Origin of the sequence: Bacillus cereus, from assembly GCF_002567495.1 — a bacterium.
Lineage (GTDB): Bacteria > Bacillota > Bacilli > Bacillales > Bacillaceae_G > Bacillus_A > Bacillus_A cereus_AQ.
In genome coordinates this window covers 1-207 of the sequence record NZ_NVAP01000097.1, presented here as the reverse complement: position 1 = coordinate 207, position 207 = coordinate 1, and the positions used below count along the sequence as shown (strand labels likewise).

Genomic DNA, 207 nt, shown 5'->3' with positions numbered 1-207 from the left:
TTCAGTTTTCAAAGAACTAATGGTGGAGCCTAGCGGGATCGAACCGCTGACCTCCTGCGTGCAAGGCAGGCGCTCTCCCAGCTGAGCTAAGGCCCCAAACAAGTATCGGGAAGACAGGATTTGAACCTGCGACCCCCTGGTCCCAAACCAGGTGCTCTACCAAGCTGAGCCACTTCCCGAAAGAAAACGCGCCCGAGAGGAGTCGAA

At 56.5% G+C, this 207-nt stretch carries 2 tRNA genes; both read right to left on the bottom strand.

What is annotated here, in order from left to right:
* Positions 1 to 20: 20 nt before the first annotated feature.
* Positions 21 to 96 (bottom strand) — tRNA-Ala (locus COK05_RS30360).
* Between the two features lie 9 nt (positions 97 to 105).
* A tRNA-Pro gene (locus COK05_RS30355) sits at positions 106 to 179 on the bottom strand.
* Positions 180 to 207: the final 28 nt, after the last annotated feature.